Consider the following 17,442-nt stretch of genomic DNA (forward strand, 5'->3'; position numbering starts at 1 on the left):
CAGAGCATGCTCACCCACCTCCCCGCATCCGTACGACGCCCCAGAACGCGCCGGCAAGGGCGCCGGCAAGGCGGCAGCCTGCTCGTGCAGTTCGCCCTGCTGGGCTCGGTGCTGTTCCTGCTGCTCGGCATCGTGGACCTGGGCTACATGTACTACGCCAAGCGCGACCTGCAGCGCATTGCCGATCTGGCAGCCACCCAGGCCGCCCAGACCATCAATGCCGAGCGCAGCAACCGCGCCGCCTGCGTGACGGCGGGCGAGGACAGCATCACGGCCAACTGGCCGGTTCCCCTGACCCGCAGCAGCGCCCAGACCCTGGTCAGCTGCGGCAACTGGAACCCGGCGGACCCGGCCAGGCAGTCCAGCGGCGGCCGCTTCTTCGACGCCGCCTCCGGCCCGCTCAACGCGGCGCGCGTCACGGTGGGCGGCACCTCGCCCACCATCTTTCCCGGCACCTGGAGCCGCCTGGTGGTGGCCGAGGCCATTGCCATGCGCAACGACTCGGTGGCGTCCTTCCAGGTGGGCTCGCAGCTGCTGCGCTTCAACAAGGACACGCCGCTGGGCGGGCTGCTGGGCCTGGTGGGGCTGGACGTGGGCATGCTGACCCTGCTGGACTCCAAGGGCCTGGCCGATGCCAAGATCAGCCCGGCCGGCCTGCTCAAGGCCCTGGGCGTGAACCTGGGCATAGAGCAGCTGCGCGCGCTGTCGCCCGAGGGCCTGGCCAACATCGCCAGCGTCACCCTGCTGAACGTGATCGATGCCTCCATCAGCGCCATCACCGACAACGCGCTGGCCGTGCAGCTCAACGCGCTCAAGACCCAGATCATCAACGCGGGGCTGAGCACCATCAAGATCCCGCTGGGCAGCCTGGATGACCAGAAGGGCCTGTTCGCCTTCCTGGGCGCCGGCCGCACCGATCCGCTGAACGCGGCCATGGACGTGCAGCTGGGCATCGGCGACGTGCTCAAGACCGCCATCGCCATCGGCGCCAACGGCCATGCGCTGCAGGCCAACCAGCTCGATGTGGCCGGCCTCATCAAGGCCCAGCTGACCATCGTGCAGCCGCCCACCATTGCCGTGGGCCCCGTCGGCACGCAGGGCTACAGCGCGCAGATCCGGCTGAACCTGAACGTGGACACGGACCAGTTGCTGGGCGGCGCGCTCAAATGGCTGGTCAAGGACATCCTGGGCACCCAGGTCAAGCTGCCCATTGCCGTGGACATCACCAACGCCACGGGCACGCTGACGGCGCTGCAGTGCAGCGCCAGCCCGCAGACCATGGACCTGTCGGTCAAGTCCTCCATCCTCAATGCCTGTGTGGGCAAGATGGACCCGGCCAACAAGCAAAGCTGCGAGAAGGGCCTGCAGGACGAGCAGCTCATCACCCTGCTGCACCTGCCCGTGCTGACCGGCAAGCTGTGGGTGCCGGCCCTGGAGTACACCGACTCCACCACGGGCCTGGGCATGGAGCCGGGCTACGAAGATCCGGCCGACCCCAACTGGTCCAAGACCAACCGCTCCACGCAGGTGAACCAGCTGGCGCTGGGCGACACGGTCGACAACATCGTCACGGGCCTGCTCAACCTGCTCAGCGGCCTGCTGCAGCCGCCGGGCACCACGCCCACCGACATCACCACGCGGCTGCTGGAGTCCTACCTGGATGCCGCCAAGGTCAACGGCCTGTACAACGTGACCAGCGTGACCAACCTGCTGCTCAACGGGCGCGGTGTGCCCGGCGACCCGGACTACATGCCAAAGCTGCTCACCTCCAACTTCACGTTCAACAACGCCATCGCCACATCCTGCTTCCTGTTCGCTTGTCCCTCCTCCAGCTGGCCCAGCGGCACGTTCTCGGCCGCCCTCAACTCCTACACCAGCGTGCCCGGCGGACTGCTGGATGTGCTGGGCATCTCCACCTACGACAACGGCTACCAGAGCTGCGCGGGCCTGCTCAGCTCGCTGCTCAACTGGAACGGCTGCGTCAAGCACAACGTGACCAAGCTGCTGACCTCGCACCCGCAGTACCTGTACGCGATCAACGCCAACAGCCCCGAGATCCAGTCCCTGCTCAACCGCGACAACAACCTCACCTGCACCGGCGCCCTGTGCACCCTGCTCAAGCCGCTGATCACGGGCGTGCTCAAGCCCATCCTCAACGGCGTGGGCGGGCTGCTGACCACGGTGCTCAAGGACACGCTGGGCCTGGAGGTGGGCCGCACCGACATCAAGGCCCTGTCCATCGGCTGCGACACGGCGCAACTGGTTTTTTGAACTGCACAGGCCATCCAATCCATGAATCGACAACGAGGGAATGCAACGTGAATCTGGACGAGCTCGTCATCTATGTCTGGGAAGGCCAGGCCGACATCGCCGAGCGGGTGGAGCGCTGCGTGCTCAACCTGGGCGTGGACGTGGTGCGCGCCGACGGGCTGACCCTGCCCGCCGACACCAGCGAGCTGGGCAATGCGATCGCCGTGGTCAGCGTCTCGGTGCTGGAGGGCGCGCGCTTCACGCGCCAGGGCGTGGAGGGCACCTTCGGCATGCCCGTGCTGTGGGTCAGCGCCAAGCAGCGCGACGCCAACGCCGGCACCTATGCCATGGAGTACTCGCATGTGCTGCCCTTCGACTTCACGGGGGCCGAGCTGCGGGCCATGCTGGTGCGCATACTGCGGCGCATGCAGAGCAACCAGCGCCAGGTGCAGCGCTCGGAGGACATCATCGCCGTGGCCGACTGCATGCAGCGCCTGCTGCGCGACGTGGACACCTTTGCCGACTGCGAGCACAGCGTGCTCATCATCGGCGAGACCGGCGTGGGCAAGGAGCGCATTGCCGAGCGGCTGCACGAGCGCAACAACCGCTACGGCCAGGGCCCCTTCGTGGTGGTCAACTGCGGCGCCATCCCGGACGGGCTGTTCGAGTCCCTGTTCTTCGGCCACGCCAAGGGCTCGTTCACGGGCGCGGTCAATGCCCACAAGGGCTATCTGGAGCAGGCCAACGGCGGCACGCTGTTCCTGGACGAGATCGCGGACCTGCCGCTGTACCAGCAGGTCAAGCTGCTGCGCGTGCTGGAAGAGCGCGCCATCACGCGGCTGGGGTCGGCCGCCGCCGTGCGGCTGGATTTCCGGCTGGTGGCGGCCACCAACAAGCCGCTGCGCGGGCTGGTGCGCGAGGGACGCTTTCGCGCCGACCTGTTCTTCCGCCTGGCCGTGATCGAGCTGCAGATCCCCAGCCTGGAGGAGCGCGGCGAGGCCGACAAGCTGGCCATCTTCCACGCCATCCTGCACAAGGTGGTGGGCGAGGCCACGATGAAGGAGCTGGGCGAGCCGCCCTTCTTCATCCTCGACGCCGTGGCCCAGATGTACTTCCCCGGCAATGTGCGCGAGCTGCGCAACCTGGCCGAGCGCATCGGCGTGGCCGCCCGCCAGACGCGCGACTGGAACGCCGACGGCGCCACGCAGCGCATCCTGCAGCACGCCCAGGCCCTGTCGGCCACCACCTTCCCGCCGGACGCCGGCGCCGCCGAGCCCCTGCTGGCCGACCGCAGCAACTGGGACATGGACGAGCGCAACCGCATCATCGCGGCGCTCAACACCAATGACTGGAAGCGCCAGAACACGGCCCAGCACCTGGGCATCAGCCGCAAGGTGCTCTGGGAAAAGATGCGCAAGTACCAGATCAGCGACGGCGAGCCCGAAGTGCCCGTGCCGGGCTGAGCACGCCCTCCGACACATCCCATCCCCCCACGCCATGGAGACCTCCACGAACATGCAGGACAAGCCGGTCATCATCTTCGTCAGCGCCGTCTACCCCAGCCAGTACAGCCTGCTGTGCAGCCACCTTCGCGCCAGCGGCGCGGCCGACAGCTGGTTCATGACCATGCCCGGCCATGCCGAGAACTACGCCAGCCAGTGCGACCACCTGCTGTCGTTCCGGCCCGATGGCGACATCGTCGGCCCGCAAAGCTACTACTACTCCAGCAAGGTGGAGCGCTCGGCGCGCATAGGCCGCGGCCTCCTGCAGGGCCTGCAGGCCTTCGAGAAGGAAAAGGGCAAGCGCATCGACGTGGTGGTCGCCCACTCGCTGTGGGCCGCGCCCAACCTGCTGTACGGCGAGATCGATGCCGCCATCGTCAGCTACATCGAATTCCCCAGCTACCGCGTGCACGGCAACGAGCCCGACTACCCGCCCGACCTGTCCCAGCGCCTGGCCGACCGCAACATGGAAATGCTGCACTACCACCAGGTGCTGTGCAGCGACCTGACCATCGCGCCCAGCGCCCATGCGCGCTCGCTGTTCCCGCCGCTGCTGCAGGAGCGCGTGGCCGTGCAGTTCGAGGGCTTCGACATCCAGGCCCCTGACGAGCGGGCCGAGCCGGTGCCGCGCCAGGACGCGCGCTTCACCGTGGCCTTCTCATCGCGCGACCTGTCCAGCTCCAAGGGCTTCGAGACCTTCATGCGCCTGGTCGACCGCCTGGTGCGCGAGGGCGATGGCCAGCAGATGCGCTTCATCGCCCTGGGCGACCCCACGGCCGTGACCTACGGTTACGAACAGCAATGGGTGGAGCGCCGCTACCAGGGCAAGGTGGCCAGTTTCCGCGACCATCTGCTGCAGATCCACCCGGCCGCACAGGTGGTGGAGTTCCCGGGCAAGCTGCCGTACGACGAGTTCGCGCGCACCCTGGCCTCGGTGGACCTGTTCCTCTACCCGCTGCGCTACGGCGTGGCCAACTGGGGATTGATGGAGATCCTGGCGCGCGGCGGCTGCGTGATCGGCTCGAACTGGGGCTTTGTGCCGGAGCTGGTGCAAAACGACGTCAACGGCCTGCTGCTGCCCGACAGCGACGACGCCTGGATCGGCGCCATCCGCCAGCTGCGCGACGACCCGGCCCGGCGCCAGCGCTACAGCCGGGCCGCGCGCGAGACGGGCAAGCGCTTTCACATCTCCAACGTGGCACCGCGCTTCATGGACCTGTTCCGCCTGGCCATGGCGCGGCGCAGGGCGAGCCCGCTGATGCTGGAGTGAGGTGCAATGCGGGCCGGGCCCGGCCTGCGTTCAGGTGCGGGCCCTTGCGCGCCTAGGCGGCGGACAGCGCCGATGCAGGGGCCCCGACAGCCCCGACAGCGCCGACGGCCCCGCCAGTCCCGCTGTCGGCAGCCGAAAGAGCCGTCACACGGTCCATGCCACTCCAGCTCAGGGCCATGCTCAGTGCCATGTCCAGCGCGTCGCCCTCCTGCGCCTCGGACGCCTGCAGCACCTCCAGCACATCGGCCACGCACACCACCTGGTCGAGCAGCCCATGCAGCGATGGCCGGGCTATGAAAAACCCCTGCACGCCATGCGCCCCCGCAAGCGCCACGGCCTCCATGCCCTGGGCGGACTCCACGCCTTCCACGATCACGCAGGCGCCGCGGTCGGCGCACAGGCTGATCAGGCCCTGCAGCATCCGGGCCGACGGCCGGGCCTGCAGGCTCTGGTCCAGCACGGACTTGTCGATCTTGACGATGTTGGCGCGCAGCTTGCCCAGGATGTCCAGGCCACCGCGCCGGGGAACGATATCGTCCAGCGCCACGCGCACGCCCAGGATCTGCAGGTGCCGCACCAGGCCCAGCGCGGCCTTCTCGCAGGGGAAGACACCGGTCTCGGTGATCTCCAGCACCAGGCGCTGGGCGATCTCGGGCCGCTCCTCCAGATAGTCGAACACGCCTTCCCACCAGGTCTCGTCGCAGAACGAGGCGGCCGACAGATTGCAGCCCAGGCTGTGGCCGGTCTTCATCTCCAGCGCCCCTATCACCGACCACAGCACGCTGCGGTCCAGCCGCGCGGCCAGGCCCAGCCGCTCCAGCGCCTCGATGGCATGGGGCACGGCATAGTTGTCGTAGGCAGAGAACACGCTGCGGCGCAGCAGGCACTCGTGGTAAAGCGTGCGGCCCGTGCCGGTCCCACTGCCTCCCCCTGCCATGCCCCCGGGCTCCAGCAGCGTCACGGGCTGGAATGCCAGCGCCAGATGGCCCAGCCGCAGATCGTCCAGCAGGCGGCCCGCCAGCTGCATGTCGGCCTGGTAGCCCTTGATGAGCCTGGCGGGCATTCTGCGCACCGCCATGTCCTGGCCGCCCGCCGTGGCGTGGCCCTTGCCGCGTATCTCGTGCAGCCCCGCGAAGGAGACGCAGCCCAGCGCCTGCACCTCGGCCCGCAGATAGGCCTGGCGCGAGCCGTGCACCACGGGCTCGCTCACCAGGGCGGACTCCAGCGCATGCATCCAGCCATGCCGGGCATGATGGCCGGGCAGCACCGTGTCGGCCAGCGTGCGGGGGTCGAACCCGCGAACCAGCAGCGTATCGCCCGCGCGCTCCAGCGATTGGGCATCGATGCCCAGGCCCTTGAGCCGGTCCATGCAGGCCTGCATGGCCTCGTCGCAGAAACCGTTGCCATAGACGCTGCGCCAGGCCTGCAGGGGCGGCAGCCAGATGGCCAGATCCAGGGGCATGTCGCTGTGCGAGGGTTCGATGATGTCGTGCATGGTGAGCGCCTTCGTTCAACGGCCTGCAATGGGTTGTGAATAGCAGTGAAATCCGATCGCCCTGCGCCCCCGGCCGGCCGGCCCGCCGCCGAGCATGCCGGCATCCACGGCCGACAGCGCCAGGTCCACATGGCCGGCCACCAGGTCAAAGACCACCGAGCAGGCATCCGCCTTGCGGCTGAAATACGCCAGCGTGGCATCCGTTCCGCCGGCAAAGCTGCCCAGCAGCGCCTGCCCGTCCTGCTCCTGGAACACCGCCTGCGCGCTGCCCTGCTGCGGCACGATGACCCGGTCGCCCTGCTGCAGCAAGGCGCCGGCCTGCGCCACGATCACATCGCTGCGCCGCACGATGCGCACGCCCTCGCTCACCCGCGTGAGCAGCGCCACCGGCGCCGCCTGCGCCACCTGCGCATGGGGGCTTCCGTCGCCCGCCTCGCGCGCAGCGGTGCGCGGCACGGCGGCAGACGCAAACGACGCGGGCACGTTCAACGGCTTGCTGCGCGCCCTTTCCGGGTAGGCGCGCAGTCGCGGCAGGGGCATGCCTGCAAACGACAACGAGACAGCGGCCATGGTTTCTCCTCCGAAAGACAGCGATCAATGGGGCGGCCGGCGCAGCACACGGTTTTCCAGACACTGCGACAAGCTTTTTGCATCCTGTTGCAACAAGCGTGCCATGGGCCTGGACGTCTTCATCCAACGCAAAGCCATCTGTAACCTATTGATTTATTTGGGCACCCAAGCACAGCCACCACCGTGTCACCCCGCAGCGTTACGGGCGATGTCACGTAACGCCGGCACGCCACGGCGTTACTTTCACGGCGGCTGCGCAGGACGACGCTGCCCTGGCTGCCAGGCGCGGCCCCCCTTTCGGTGTATGTTCCAGCGCATCACTTCAGGAGCCGGCCCTGTCCCCGCAAAAGTCCATCCAACGGGATCTGGTGATCCTCTGGCTCACCATCTCGGCCGTCGCCCTGGTGCTGGCGTGGCTGCTGTTGCTGTTGACCCGGCAGGGCACCGAACCGCAGATTGCCCGCGCCCGCGACGCCGCAGGCGTCAGCTGCAGCGCGCTGCAGGCCGGGGCCGCGCGCATGGGGCTGGCGGGGCTGACGGCAGATACGCCATCTGCCCAGGCCCGGTCCGCCGCGCAGGCCGTGCTGGACCTGGCGCTGCGCGAGCGCCCGGGCATGGAGGGCGGCTTCTGGCGCGAGGGCCCCGGCGTGGTGGCCTATGCGTTTCCCACCTATGACGGCTCGGGCATCAAGCGCGATGCGCCCAGTGCGGAGATGGAGCGCATCGCCTCCACCGCCCAGCGCGCAAGGGACAGCGCCGGGCTGGTGACCGACCTGCGCCCCGGCCTGCGCGAGGCGGTGGTCTTTGCCGCCTGCCCGGCCCAGGCCGATGCGTCCGCCCTGGTGGCCTGGACGCTGATGCGCGTCCCCCTGATCAGCGCCGACGTGGTCAACCCCCTCATCCTTGCCGTCAGCCTGCTGCTGGGCATGGTCCTGGTCTCGGGCCTGTGGCTGGGCAGAATGCTGCGGCGCTGGCAGCGGCAGTCGGCACAGATGGAGCAGCAACTGCTCGGCGCCGAACGGCTGGCCACCCTGGGCCGGCTGTCGGCCGGCCTGGCGCACGAGATCCGCAACCCGCTGGGCACCATGCGCATGAAGGCCGAGAACGCCCTGGCCGCGCCCGAGCCACTGCGGCAGGCCCGCAGCCAGGGCGCCCTGGAGGCCGTGCTGGCACAGACCGCGCGCCTGGAAGACCTGGTATCGAGCCTGCTGGCCTTGACCCAGCCCTTCCGCGTGCACCCGGAGCCCGTGGACCTGCAGCAGCTGCTGGACGAAAGGCTCCAGGCCCATGCAGAAATGGCCCAGGCCAGCGGCGTGCAGCTGGCAACGGCGGTGTCCGCCGGCCTTGCCCGGGACCTGCGGGAAGGGCGCCGCCCGCTGCTGGACCCCGCACAGATGGCCCGCGCGCTGGACAATCTGCTGCTCAACGCCCTGGCGCACACGGCGGACGGCGGCCGGGTGGAACTGGGCGCGGACCGGGACGCCAAAGGCTGCCTGCGGCTGTGGATTGCCGATGACGGCACCGGCATCGCGGCCGAACTGCGCGACACGCTGTTCGAGCCCTTCACCACCGCACGCCCCGGCGGCACCGGACTGGGATTGGCGCTGGTGCGCGAAATCGTCCAGGCCCACGGCGGCCGGATCGCCCTGGCCAAGACTGCACAAGGCAAGACTGCACAAGGCACCCGCATAGAAATGGAATTTCCATGGCCCGCATCCTGATCGTGGACGACGACACGGCCTTCCGTGAAAGCCTGGCCGAGATGCTCGGCGACCTGGGCCATGGGGTCAGCCAGGCCCCGACCGTGGCGGCGGGGCTGCAGATCCTGCAGGCCGGGTCCGTGGATGCGGCCATCGTGGACCTGCGCATGCCGGGCGAGGACGGCCTGGCCTTCCTGCGCAAGGCCCGCGGCCTCTCGCGGGCGCCCTGCATCATGCTCACGGCCTACGCCAGCGGCGGCAACACCATCGAGGCCATGCGCCTGGGCGCCTTCGACCACCTGACCAAACCCATCGCCCGCACCGCCCTGGTTGAGGCCCTGGACCGCGCGCTGCAAGGCGCAGGGCCGGCCCAGGACTGCGGGGACGGCCAAGCCGGCCAGCCGCAGATGCATGACGATGGTGAACTGGTCAGCGGCAGCGAGGCCATGCGGCAGGTCTTCAAGCGCATCGGCCTGGCGGCGGACAGCGACGCCACCGTGCTGGTGCTGGGCGAGACCGGCACGGGCAAGGAACTGGTGGCACGCGCCCTGCACCGCAACAGCGTCCGGGCGGAACGCCCCTTCGTGGCCGTCAACTGCGCTGCCATTCCGGCAGACCTGATGGAAAGCGAACTCTTCGGCCATGTGAAGGGCGCCTTCACGGGCGCCGTCAGCGACCGCGCCGGGCGCTTTCGCGAGGCGCAGGGCGGCACGCTGTTCCTCGATGAAGTGGGCGACATGCCGCTGCCCACGCAGGCCAAGATCCTCCGGGCGCTGCAGGAGCGCGAGATCACGCCCGTGGGCGCCAGCCGGGCGCTGCCCGTGAACGTGCGCATCATCGCGGCCACGCACCGCGACCTGCCGGACGCTGTCAGGCAGGGGCGCTTTCGCGAGGATCTCTGGTACCGGCTCCAGGTCGTGCCCGTGCACCTGCCGCCGCTGCGCGAGCGCCTGGGCGACGTGCTGCTGCTGGCCGAGCATTTCCTGCGCCAAGGCGGCGGCGCCTCGCCCAAGCGCCTGGGTGCCGACGCCGCGCGCCTGCTGCTGGCCCACGACTGGCCCGGCAATGTGCGCGAGCTGCGCAACGCCATGGAGCGCGCGGCCCTGCTGTGCCCCGGGCCGGTCATCGGGCCCGAGCACATCGGCCTGCAGCCTGCGGCGGCGAACGGCCCCGCCATCGACTGGAACGGGCCGCTGGCCCCCGCCGTCGCCCAGCTGGAACGTGAAATGGTCACGCGCGCCCTGGCCGCAACCATGGGCAACCGTGCCGAGGCCGCACGCCGCCTGGGCCTGTCGCGCCAGCAGCTGTACCGCAAGCTCGCGGAGTTCGGCCTGGGTTGAGGCAGCAGCGGGCACAGGCGCCGCCTGCGGTGTCCGGATGGGTGACACCCCCTGTCGCCATCTCGGACACATGGCCCGCATCAGCGACCGCAAGCCCTTGATTTCATGAGGTTTCCGGATGGCATGGCGCTTGCATTGGACTGTGCATGTCCATCGCCAACCCAGGAGCCATCATGACCCGTCTCACCCTTTCTTCCGCCGCCCTGTGGCTGGGTGCCAGCGCACTGAACGCGCATGCCGCCCCGCCCCTGCCTGCCCACGGCCCTGGCGCGCCCCACGCGGCCATGCCGCACGCGCAGGCCGTGCTCGAGAGCCCAGTCGCCCGGCTGCTCACCAACCCTTACGGGGAAGTGGACGGGCTGCGCCTGACCGATGGCACGGTGGTCCGGTTCCCGCCCCACATGGCCGATGCGCTGACGACCGCCGTGAAGGTGGGCGACACGGTGCGCATCATCGGCCGCAGCGAGGCCGGTGGTGCGGTCAAGGCCGACGCCATCGTGAACACCGCCACCGGCCAGACCGTGTATGAACAGCCACCGGAGCCCGGCCGCGCCCGCCCCATGCCCCCGCACCTGCGCATGGCCGGACTGCAGACGCAGCAGGCCCAGGGCCGCATCGAGGCCGTTCTCACCGGCCCGCGCGGCGATGCCAACGGCGTCATCCTGTCCGACGGCGCCATCGTGCGCTTTGCCCCCCATGCGCTGCAGCAGCCGTTGCAGCCGGGGCAGCTGTTTGCCGCCTCGGGCCTGGGCACGCGCAACGCGCACGGCACCTCGCTGGAGGCCATCAGCATGGGTGCCAGCCTGTCGGACCTGCAGCCGCTGTACGACCGCGCGCGCTGACGCCACCGCCCGGCCCCCGGGGCCGGGCGGGTTCCTGCCCCTTCCTGGTTTCCTGCTTTCCTGCTTCCCTGCTGCCCTGCTCTCCCGCTTTCACCGAACCCGCCATGTCCCCCAAGATCGCCCCCGTCCTGCTGCTGCTGATCTCCAACATCTTCATGACCTTCGCCTGGTACGGGCACCTGAAGTTCGAGAACCGGCCGCTGTACCTCGTCATCCTGGTGAGCTGGTTGATCGCGCTGGCCGAGTACTGCTTCGCCGTGCCTGCCAACCGGCTCGGCCATGAGGTCTACAGCGCGGCCGAGCTCAAGACCATCCAGGAGGTGATCACGCTGGTGGTGTTCGCCGTCTTCTCCGTGCTCTACCTGGGCGAGAAGCTCACCCTCAACCACCTGGTGGGCTTCGGCTTCATCTGCCTGGGCGCCTTCTTCGTGTTCAAGGGCCCCTTGCGCTAAAGGAAGCCGCCATGCACCGCACACACCACCATGCGCGGCGCTGGCTGCCGGGGCTCCACTTCTTCCTGGCCGATGTGCGCGACGGCCTGGGCCCCTTCCTGGGCATCTTCCTGCTCGCCCAGGGCTGGCGGCTGGACGACATCGGCTACGTCATGGCCCTGGGCGGCATCACGGGCATGCTGGCCACCACGCCGCTGGGCGCGCTGGTCGATGCCTCGCGCCGCAAGCGCAGGCTGCTGGCAGCGGCCATCGCCCTGCTGCTGGCGGGCAACCTGGCCATCTGGACCGCACCATCGCTGGCCGTGACGGCGGCATCGCAGGTCATCACCGGCGTGGTCGCGGCCTTGATCGCCCCCTGCCTGCTGGGCATCACGCTGCAGATCACCGGCCATGCGGACCTGCCCCGGCAACTGGGCATCAACGAAGCCTGGAACCACGCCGGCAACGTGGCCACGGCCGCACTGGCGGGGGCCATGGGCCTGCGCTGGGGACTGCCTTCCGTCTTCGTGCTCATGGCCCTGATGGGCTGCGCCTCGCTGGCCTGCCTGGCGCTGATGCGGCTGGATGAAACCCCGCAAGGCACGCCGCACCCAGAGCAGGCCGGGCCTTGCGCACCCGGCCTGATGCACGTGCTCACGGGCACGCCGGCGCTGCGGGTGCTGGCCGTGGCCATGCTGCTGTTCCACCTGGGCAATGCCGCCATGCTGCCGCTGCTGGGCCAGGCCGCCGTGGCGCGCGGCCATGCCAACCCCAGCGGCTTCACGGCGCTGACCATCATCGTGGCGCAACTGGTCATGATCCCCATGGCCCTGCTCGCCGGGCGCCACGCCCAGCGCAGCGGCTACTGGCTGCTGGTCAAGGCGGCCCTGCTGTCGCTGCCGCTGCGCGGCCTGGTCGCCGCCACCTGGGACTCCGACTGGGCACTGATCCCCGTGCAGGTGCTGGACGGCGTGGGCGCCGGGCTGCTGGGCGTTGCCCTGCCGGGCCTGGTCGCGCAGACGCTGCGCGGCACCGGCCACGTCAACGCAGGCCTGGGCGCCGTGATGACGCTGCAGGGCCTGGGCGCGGCCGCCAGCCCGGCACTGGCGGGCTGGATCGCGCAGCGCTTCGGCTTTGATGCGGCCTTTCTTTCGCTGGGCGGCATCGCGGTGCTGGCGCTGGCGCTGTGCTGGTTCGGCGCACCGTCCGAACACCGGGCGGCCCGTCTCCAGCCCAAGGCCTGAGGACCGGCAGGGCACGGCTCACTTTCGGAGCACCTGGACACATTTGGAGGCCTGGAAACATAGGAGAATTCCTAGGACCCGAACCAGAACCCGCGCCATTGCGGACTTGCCTCCCTGCGGCCAGCGCCTGCCGCCCCCGAATGACAGTCAAGAACAAGAAGCCTTCCGCGCGCAAGCGCAGTTCCTCCCCCGCCTCCAAGAAGAAAGCCTCCGGCCGCAGCGGACTGTGGCGCTCCGTGATCGCCGCCGTGGTCGCGGCAGCGGGCACCTTCCAGATCGCCAGCTGCAGCCTGGACCCGAACTGGCATCCCAAGCTGCCCGAGCCGCCCCTGCTGTCCACCCTGCCCATCCCCGGGCTGGAGCACCTGCGCAAGCAGCCGGAGACAGGTTCGGGCACGGCCTCCGGTGGTGGCAGCCCGCCTGCCGGCAGCCTGGCCACGGGCTTTTCGCACTGCCGCGATTTCTTCCCCGGTGGCGAGCCCCCTGCCCTGCAGGTCCAGCCCCTTCAGCGCGAGCTGTGCTTCAGCGCCTTCGCCGTGCTGCACAGCGGACAGACCAAGACGCCCGTCTTCGTGGTGGAGCGCCTGAACCGCCAGTTGCTGGAGCAGGGCCAGGGCCTCAAGCGCAGCGACAAGTTCTATGCCGATGCCCGCCTGCCCCGCGCCGAGCGTGCCGAACTGGACGACTACCGCCGCTCCGGCTACTCGCGCGGCCACATGGCGCCGGCCGGCGACATGTACTCGCCCGAGGCCATGGCCCAGAGCTTCAGCCTGGCCAACATGGTTCCCCAGGACCAGACCCACAACGGCGGCGTCTGGAGCAAGGTCGAGCAGGACACGCGCCGCTACGCCCAGCGCGCCAAGGGCGATGTCTACGTCTTCACCGGGCCGGTGTTCGACGGCCAGCCGCTGACCATCGGGCCGGGCAAGGTCCATGTGCCCAGCCATATCTTCAAGCTGGTCTACGACGCGAGCACGGGGCGTGCCTGGGCGCACTGGCAGGCCAATAGCCCGGATACGCGGATGAGTGCGCCCATCAGTTATGAGGAGTTCACTCGGAGGACGGGGATGCCGTTGTTGGCGGGGGTGATGAGGGGGCGGGGTTAGTGCCCCTCGCAGGCTTCTGGCGTGGGCCAGGGGGCTGTTTCTTGCCCCTGCCGGGGGGTTGTTTTTCGAGGCCGGGTTTCGGCCCGGCGGCCGACTGCCCTTTCTTGATTCGCCAAGAAAGGTCAGATCAAAGAAGGCGACCCGAATGTCCGCGACCCTCCGCTTCGCTGCGGGCAACCTGCGTCGTGGCGGTTGCGGCTCAGGGGGTTACCGTGCGTCGGTCCAGAACCTTGTCTATCAGGCCCCATTCGCGGGCTTCTTCTGCGGTCATGAAGCGGTCGCGGTCCAGGTCGCGTTCCACCTCTTCGTAGCTGCGGCCGCAGTGCTGGGCGTACAGGCGTGTCACGCGGTCCTTGGTGCGCAGCATTTCCTCGGCATGGATGCGGATGTCCGAGGCCTGGCCCTGCACGCCGCCCAGCGGCTGGTGCACGTGCAGGCTGGCGTTGGGCAGGGCCATGCGGTGGCCGGGCTCGCCGGCCATGAGCAGGAAGGAGCCCATGGAGCGCGCCGTGCCCATGCACAGCGTGTGCACGGGTGACTTGATGAACTGCATGGTGTCGTACATGGCCAGGCCGCTGGTGATCACCCCGCCGGGCGAGTTGATGTAGAGGTGAATGGGCTTGTCGGGGTTCTCTGCCTCCAGGAACAGCAGCTGCGCGCAGACCAGGGCAGAGACCGCATCGTTCACCTCGCCGTTGAGAAAGATCACGCGGTCGCGCAGCAGGCGCGAGTAGATGTCGAAGGACCGCTCTCCGCGCGCCGACTGTTCGACAACCATGGGGACGAGCATCATCGATTCGCGCATGGGCGAACTCCTGTGTGTGGTGGTGAAAAAGAAAGGGCTGCGGCCCTGCGCCGCACGCCCCGTTGCCGGGGCCCTCAGGTCACGTGTATCAGGTCACGTGTATCAGGTCAGGTGCATCAGGTCGCGTACATCAGGAAGCCGCCGTCGTTGGCCGCTTCCCTCGCGGGCGGCACCCGCGCATCGGTCAGCACATGGACGATGCGCAGCAGCGTGCCGCCATCGGCGCCGGGGCTGATCTGCAGGTCCACCGTGCTTTCAAGAAAGGGCGGTTCCGCCTCGCGCAGCCGCAGGCGCAGTTCCTGCTGCGGCACCTGCCGCAAAGGCTCGGCATGCTCGGTGCCCGGCAGCCACTGCGCGCGCAGCTCGGGAATGCTCAGCGCGCGCCAGACCTTCTCGGGCGGGGCGTCCAGCGCGTACTCCTGCACCAGCTCGCGGGCCGCATCGCCGGTGTCCATATCGCTCATCTTGTTCATTGGTCCATGTCCTTGAGCAAGCCCTTGAGTGCATCCACGCGCTGCGGCCAGTAGGCGCGGTACTTCGCCAGCCAGCCCGCAATCTGCGCCAGCCCTTCGGGATCGACCTCGTAATGCATGAAGCGCCCCTGCCGCTGCTCGCTCACCAGCCCCGCATTGCGCAGCACGGCCAGATGCTGGGACATGGCCGACTGGCTGATATCCATCCCCTCGCGCAGCGCGCTGGCATGCATGCTGCCAGCGGCCAGCTTCTCGAAGATGGAGCGGCGCGTAGGGTCGGCCAGGGCCTTGAAGATGTCGTTCTCGGGCATGGCGACACTTTAGCAACCACTTATTTCAAATGCAAGCGGTCCATGGCAAACGCCACCGACAAGGCCTGCTCAAGGAAGTCTGGCTCGGCAGGTGAATTGGTGGGTTGAAGTGGCTGACGTATAACCGCTGCACGGGGCCGCAAAAGAGTCAGGAAACCCGTCATTTCCAGCCCCGCAGCGCATTGGCAAAGCCGAGGGCAAAGGCTCGCAGCAGCCAGTTCACTTCATTGGAGACTCAATGGCCCATTCATCCACTGGCGGCAGCAGACCTGCAAAGCGCACTTCCCTCAAGCCACCCCGAAACAAGACCGCTCTGCTGAAAAGCCTGCTGTGGATAGCGGCCGCAGTCGGCCTGGCCCCCGATGCCCAGGCCGTCATGAAATGCCTTGCCGACGGAAAAACCTGGTACCAGGATGCCCCTTGCCCGCAAGGCACCACCGCCAAGCCCATGCAACTGGACCCGCCCCCTGCATCCCCCGGGCCTTTGCGGGACACAATGCCGACCGAGCCCGCCACCAAGCCCGCGTCTGCCCCCGCACCACAGGCTGTATCGCCCTCCTCCAGGCTGGAGGAAGAAGCGCGCATGTGTCTTGACTGGTACCAGAAAAATGCCGGCCTGCCCCCGGGCGCAACGTACCTGAGTGCCACCAAGGATCGCCGGGTGGTGACCCTCGTGATTGCCGCCCCCGTTTCCATGACAAACCACACGGGAGCCAGAGTGCAGGGCACGACGCAGACGCCAGCTTCCTGCGAGATCAACGGCGGCAAGATCGATGACGGATGGACGCGCACTCATGCCAGGCGTGGCAACTGGATTCAGTGAATGCAGCCCCGCAGCAAAACTTTGAAATTCAACCCAATGGACACGCGCATCCTGCTTTTGCATCTGGAGCACCCGCTGCAAGCCTATTCAGGCAGTGCATCGCCCGTTGAAATCGTCCTGGCCGGCCTGGGCTACGAAGCCTCCGACTACTGGCCGGGCTTGGCCATCGAATGGCTGGAGCAAGGTGCACCAGTGAACGCTGAGGTGCTTCAAGCGCTGGCTCGGGTATCTGAGAACAAGCACATTTCCCAACGGATTCGGCATCGCAGCTTCGCCGTTCTGCGCCGACATAAGGCGTAGCTGCATAGGGAACGGTTGCCAACGCCAAGCCTCTAGCGTCGCCAAAAAAAGCCCAATCAGTACGAGCCTGCAGCGACGAGCATGGCTCTGTTCAAAACTCCGTCGCCACAGTGCACGAATTCATGGCTCCGGCGAACTGCAGCCTCCCAACGCACGCAGATTCCCTGCATGTGAAGCGCAGGCAACATGTTCGCGCACTCACCCATCACGACACCGCAGCAGACAAGCCCTCATCCGCAAACCGCTTGGCCGCCTTGAGCAGATAGCTCACGGCATAGAGGATGGGGTCGTCGGCCTCGTCGCCATTCAGGTGGTCCACCACCTCGATGGCATAGCCCAGGTTCACCGCCGTGTCGTGCAACAGGCCCAGCAATTCCTTGTCCTGCGGCTCCAGCGACTGCGCCTGATCGGCCTTCACGTAGTAGATGCGCAGCAGGTCCCGGCACACGCAATTGATGGCCGTGACCTTGTGGCGAGCGTGCAGGTCCAGCACATCCAGCGCGGCGCCCATGTGCAGGACGGCGTCGATGGCGAGGTCGGCGAGCCGAGGCGCGGCAGAAGCAGCCGTTGAATGATCGGGATGATGAGGCATCCTGCGATGCTCGTTGAATCGGCGAGGGGCGTCTCTACGGAATTCGTAGAACGGAAGCCGAGCCAGGATGGTTGTCTTCGGCTTGGATACGACGATGGCGGCCACCCGTGGAAAAGTCTCACCGGATTGCGCAAATCCTCGGAGTGCCGACTGCCTACCTTTACTGCGAGGACGATGATCTTGCTGAAGTGATCCTGGCGTGGAGCACGCTTGCTCGCGGCGGTCGGGCGCAGGAGAAAAAAGCTGTATTGGGGTTGGTGGCTAGGCGGCAGGGGGAACGCCTGGGCAGCCGCTATGACGGGATGTCGGCAGGATGGGGCGGCAAGAGATTGCTGGCTGCGTATCGATATCGCCAAGAGAAGCTGCTCCTCTCAGACGACGGCAACCG

17 protein-coding genes and 1 pseudogene are annotated in these 17,442 nt (G+C 68.3%); 12 read left to right on the top strand and 6 right to left on the bottom strand.

Features of this window, described 5'->3' with window-relative positions:
* The first annotated feature begins 6 nt into the window (after positions 1-6).
* The 3 genes from ACF8O7_RS09410 to ACF8O7_RS09420 are packed head-to-tail and all read left to right on the top strand — an operon-like array spanning position 7 to position 5,022.
* Positions 7-2,271, top strand: a complete 2,265-nt coding sequence (locus ACF8O7_RS09410; RefSeq protein WP_126313050.1) for a TadG family pilus assembly protein — start codon at positions 7-9, stop codon at positions 2,269-2,271.
* Between the two features lie 47 nt (positions 2,272-2,318).
* A complete protein-coding gene (locus ACF8O7_RS09415) occupies positions 2,319-3,713 on the top strand; it encodes a sigma 54-interacting transcriptional regulator (protein ID WP_016450343.1) in 1,395 nt (464 codons plus the stop codon).
* A gap of 34 nt (positions 3,714-3,747) precedes the next feature.
* Positions 3,748-5,022, top strand: coding sequence for a glycosyltransferase (locus ACF8O7_RS09420; protein WP_392443191.1), 1,275 nt, complete (start codon positions 3,748-3,750; stop codon positions 5,020-5,022).
* 52 nt (positions 5,023-5,074) lie between these two features.
* On the opposite strand, the gene ACF8O7_RS09425 is transcribed toward ACF8O7_RS09420, so the two are convergent.
* Both ACF8O7_RS09425 and ACF8O7_RS09430 read right to left on the bottom strand, forming a co-directional pair.
* Positions 5,075-6,517, bottom strand: coding sequence for an EAL domain-containing protein (locus ACF8O7_RS09425; RefSeq protein WP_017406374.1), 1,443 nt, complete (start codon positions 6,515-6,517; stop codon positions 5,075-5,077).
* A gap of 15 nt (positions 6,518-6,532) precedes the next feature.
* Positions 6,533-7,087 carry a hypothetical protein gene (locus ACF8O7_RS09430; protein ID WP_043792335.1) on the bottom strand — a complete coding sequence of 185 codons (555 nt, stop codon included), beginning with the start codon at positions 7,085-7,087 and terminating at the stop codon, positions 6,533-6,535.
* A gap of 368 nt (positions 7,088-7,455) precedes the next feature.
* Here ACF8O7_RS09430 and ACF8O7_RS09435 point away from each other — a divergent pair, with 368 nt between their 5' ends.
* The 6 genes from ACF8O7_RS09435 to ACF8O7_RS09460 all read left to right on the top strand — a co-directional run bounded on the left by ACF8O7_RS09435 (position 7,456) and on the right by ACF8O7_RS09460 (position 13,750).
* Entirely contained in the window at positions 7,456-8,808 is a 1,353-nt protein-coding gene (locus ACF8O7_RS09435; protein ID WP_126313049.1) for a PAS domain-containing sensor histidine kinase, read from the top strand.
* Positions 8,793-10,127, top strand: coding sequence for a sigma-54 dependent transcriptional regulator (locus ACF8O7_RS09440; RefSeq protein ID WP_126313048.1), 1,335 nt, complete (start codon positions 8,793-8,795; stop codon positions 10,125-10,127). Before ACF8O7_RS09435 ends, ACF8O7_RS09440 begins: the two co-directional genes overlap by 16 nt.
* 173 nt (positions 10,128-10,300) lie before the next feature.
* A complete protein-coding gene (locus tag ACF8O7_RS09445) occupies positions 10,301-10,969 on the top strand; it encodes a hypothetical protein (protein ID WP_126313047.1) in 669 nt (222 codons plus the stop codon).
* Between the two features lie 104 nt (positions 10,970-11,073).
* Positions 11,074-11,421, top strand: coding sequence for a DMT family protein (locus ACF8O7_RS09450; protein ID WP_126313046.1), 348 nt, complete (start codon positions 11,074-11,076; stop codon positions 11,419-11,421).
* Positions 11,422-11,432: 11 nt separating this feature from the next.
* Entirely contained in the window at positions 11,433-12,644 is a 1,212-nt protein-coding gene (locus ACF8O7_RS09455; protein ID WP_126313045.1) for an MFS transporter, read from the top strand.
* Between the two features lie 140 nt (positions 12,645-12,784).
* A complete protein-coding gene (locus ACF8O7_RS09460; protein ID WP_016450334.1) occupies positions 12,785-13,750 on the top strand; it encodes a DNA/RNA non-specific endonuclease in 966 nt (321 codons plus the stop codon).
* Between the two features lie 199 nt (positions 13,751-13,949).
* Here the strand turns inward: ACF8O7_RS09460 and ACF8O7_RS09465 are convergent, their stop codons facing one another.
* The 3 genes from ACF8O7_RS09465 to ACF8O7_RS09475 form a co-directional block, all read right to left on the bottom strand.
* Positions 13,950-14,555 (bottom strand): ATP-dependent Clp protease proteolytic subunit, encoded by a 606-nt coding sequence (locus ACF8O7_RS09465; RefSeq protein WP_013803771.1) that lies wholly within the window; start codon positions 14,553-14,555, stop codon positions 13,950-13,952.
* Positions 14,556-14,671: 116 nt separating this feature from the next.
* Positions 14,672-15,028 carry an SRPBCC domain-containing protein gene (locus tag ACF8O7_RS09470; protein WP_126313044.1) on the bottom strand — a complete coding sequence of 119 codons (357 nt, stop codon included), beginning with the start codon at positions 15,026-15,028 and terminating at the stop codon, positions 14,672-14,674.
* The gene (locus ACF8O7_RS09475; RefSeq protein WP_016454521.1) at positions 15,025-15,339 is read right to left on the bottom strand and encodes a helix-turn-helix transcriptional regulator; all 315 of its coding nucleotides are present in this window, start codon (positions 15,337-15,339) and stop codon (positions 15,025-15,027) included. The genes ACF8O7_RS09470 and ACF8O7_RS09475 overlap by 4 nt, the downstream gene beginning before the upstream one ends.
* Positions 15,340-15,577: 238 nt before the next feature.
* Between ACF8O7_RS09475 and ACF8O7_RS09480 the strand changes: the two genes are divergently transcribed.
* Both ACF8O7_RS09480 and ACF8O7_RS09485 read left to right on the top strand, forming a co-directional pair.
* Positions 15,578-16,162: a DUF4124 domain-containing protein gene (locus ACF8O7_RS09480; RefSeq protein ID WP_126313043.1), complete on the top strand. Its 585-nt coding sequence runs from the start codon at positions 15,578-15,580 to the stop codon at positions 16,160-16,162.
* On the top strand, positions 16,163-16,462 hold the full coding sequence (locus ACF8O7_RS09485) for a hypothetical protein (RefSeq protein ID WP_016450331.1): 300 nt from the start codon (positions 16,163-16,165) through the stop codon (positions 16,460-16,462).
* 205 nt (positions 16,463-16,667) lie between these two features.
* Here ACF8O7_RS09485 and ACF8O7_RS09490 read toward each other — a convergent pair whose 3' ends face one another.
* Positions 16,668-17,054 (bottom strand): hypothetical protein, encoded by a 387-nt coding sequence (locus tag ACF8O7_RS09490; protein ID WP_051170597.1) that lies wholly within the window; start codon positions 17,052-17,054, stop codon positions 16,668-16,670.
* A 107-nt stretch (positions 17,055-17,161) separates the two neighbouring features.
* Here ACF8O7_RS09490 and ACF8O7_RS09495 point away from each other — a divergent pair.
* Positions 17,162-17,442 (top strand): annotated as a pseudogene (locus ACF8O7_RS09495) (hypothetical protein); the annotation flags it as partial.

Origin of the sequence: Delftia sp. WSY_16, from assembly GCF_043104415.1 — a bacterium.
Lineage (GTDB): Bacteria > Pseudomonadota > Gammaproteobacteria > Burkholderiales > Burkholderiaceae_C > Comamonas > Comamonas tsuruhatensis.

Coding starts and splice junctions, on each gene's coding strand:
- ACF8O7_RS09410 (WP_126313050.1), top strand. CDS start 7: ATGCTCACCCACCTCCCCGCATCCGTACGACGCCCCAGAACGCGCCGG.
- ACF8O7_RS09420 (WP_392443191.1), top strand. CDS start 3,748: ATGGAGACCTCCACGAACATGCAGGACAAGCCGGTCATCATCTTCGTC.
- ACF8O7_RS09425 (WP_017406374.1), bottom strand. CDS start 6,517: ATGCACGACATCATCGAACCCTCGCACAGCGACATGCCCCTGGATCTG.
- ACF8O7_RS09430 (WP_043792335.1), bottom strand. CDS start 7,087: ATGGCCGCTGTCTCGTTGTCGTTTGCAGGCATGCCCCTGCCGCGACTG.
- ACF8O7_RS09440 (WP_126313048.1), top strand. CDS start 8,793: ATGGCCCGCATCCTGATCGTGGACGACGACACGGCCTTCCGTGAAAGC.
- ACF8O7_RS09445 (WP_126313047.1), top strand. CDS start 10,301: ATGACCCGTCTCACCCTTTCTTCCGCCGCCCTGTGGCTGGGTGCCAGC.
- ACF8O7_RS09450 (WP_126313046.1), top strand. CDS start 11,074: ATGTCCCCCAAGATCGCCCCCGTCCTGCTGCTGCTGATCTCCAACATC.
- ACF8O7_RS09455 (WP_126313045.1), top strand. CDS start 11,433: ATGCACCGCACACACCACCATGCGCGGCGCTGGCTGCCGGGGCTCCAC.
- ACF8O7_RS09460 (WP_016450334.1), top strand. CDS start 12,785: ATGACAGTCAAGAACAAGAAGCCTTCCGCGCGCAAGCGCAGTTCCTCC.
- ACF8O7_RS09465 (WP_013803771.1), bottom strand. CDS start 14,555: ATGCGCGAATCGATGATGCTCGTCCCCATGGTTGTCGAACAGTCGGCG.
- ACF8O7_RS09470 (WP_126313044.1), bottom strand. CDS start 15,028: ATGAACAAGATGAGCGATATGGACACCGGCGATGCGGCCCGCGAGCTG.
- ACF8O7_RS09475 (WP_016454521.1), bottom strand. CDS start 15,339: ATGCCCGAGAACGACATCTTCAAGGCCCTGGCCGACCCTACGCGCCGC.
- ACF8O7_RS09480 (WP_126313043.1), top strand. CDS start 15,578: ATGGCCCATTCATCCACTGGCGGCAGCAGACCTGCAAAGCGCACTTCC.
- ACF8O7_RS09485 (WP_016450331.1), top strand. CDS start 16,163: ATGCAGCCCCGCAGCAAAACTTTGAAATTCAACCCAATGGACACGCGC.
- ACF8O7_RS09490 (WP_051170597.1), bottom strand. CDS start 17,054: ATGCCTCATCATCCCGATCATTCAACGGCTGCTTCTGCCGCGCCTCGG.